This is a genomic window from Leisingera sp. F5 (assembly GCF_001593695.1).
In genome coordinates this window covers 1-1,377 of record NZ_LUKH01000988.1, presented here as the reverse complement: position 1 = coordinate 1,377, position 1,377 = coordinate 1, and the positions used below count along the sequence as shown (strand labels likewise).

Below are 1,377 nucleotides of genomic sequence, written 5' to 3'. Positions count from 1 at the left end.
GTCTGGGGCCGGGCGGAAGCCACATTCAACGAACATCTTCCGGGCTGAATGCCGCCGGAACCAAGCAAGGGAGAACTCTCATGACAATTCACTGGTGCGGCACCGGCCTCTCCGCCATTCCCGGCCTGCGCCGCCTGCTGGAAGCGGGCCACGACGTGGCGGTCTGGAACCGGACCGCCGATAAGGCCCGCGAGGCGGTGGGCGACCTGACCACCAACATCCACGCCTTCAGCATCGCCAACCTGGGCCAGATGCTGAGCCCGAAAGACGTCATCGTCTCGATGCTGCCTGGCGACTGGCATGTGCCGCTGGCCGAACTGGCGATCGAGCACGGCGCGCATTTCGTCTCCTCCTCCTACATCGCGCCGGAAATGCGCGCGCTGGACCAGAAGGCCAAGGATGCCGGCGTCTGCCTGATCAACGAAGTCGGCCTGGATCCGGGCATCGACCACCTGATGGCGCATGCGCTGGTCGCGGACTACAAGGCCTCCGAGGCCTATGACGCGGACAACGAGATCAGCTTCATCTCCTACTGCGGCGGCATCCCCAAGACCCCGAACCCGTTCCGCTACAAGTTCAGCTGGTCGCCGCTCGGGGTGCTGAAAGCGCTGCGCTCGCCCTCCAGGTCGATCCGCGATTTCAAGGAACTGGACGTTGCCCGCCCCTGGGACGCGATCTCCTCCTACGAGGCGCCGCTGCCCAGCCCGGAAAGCTTCGAGGTCTACCCGAACCGCGACTCGCTCCCCTTCATGGCGCAGTACGAGTTCGGCGAGGACTGGAAGGTCAAGGAATTCGTCCGCGGCACCCTGCGCCTCAACGGCTGGTCTGACGCCTGGGCGGATGTGTTCAAGGAGGTCGAGACCCTCACCGGCCCCGAAGGCGACGCCCGCCTCAAGGAAATGTCGGACCAGTTCTGGACCGAGAACGCCTATGACGAAGGCGAGCCGGACCGGGTGGTGCTCTGCGTTGGCTTGAAGGCGGAAAAAGACGGCGCCGCGGTCTGGCACAAAACCTATGTGATGGACGCCTGGGGCGACGACCGCGGCACCGCAATGGCGCGTCTGGTCTCCTATCCGGTGTCTTTCGCCATCGAGGCGGCCATGAACGGCAAGATCGCTGCCGGCGTGCACGCCGCGCCCAGCGACATGGGCCTGGTCGAAAAGTGGATGGGCGAGATCGGCAAACTGGCCCAGCACCTAGAGGCCGTCGATAGCAAGGCCTGATGGTTGCTGGAAACAACAAGGGGCGCCGGATTGCGGCGCCCTTATACCTTTTATACCGGTGCCACCCCTAGCGGCCGATCACATCATCTTCGACATCGTTCACGTCAATCCCCAGCGCCTCCATACCAGCCTCAAGATTGTCAGCCAGATGCGG

At 64.2% G+C, this 1,377-nt stretch carries 1 protein-coding gene; it reads left to right on the top strand.

All coding sequences use genetic code 11. The features are described from left to right. Positions 1–80: 80 nt before the first annotated feature. A complete protein-coding gene (locus tag A2I95_RS38150) occupies positions 81–1,223 on the top strand; it encodes a saccharopine dehydrogenase family protein (RefSeq protein ID WP_027257191.1) in 1,143 nt (380 codons plus the stop codon). Positions 1,224–1,377: the final 154 nt, after the last annotated feature.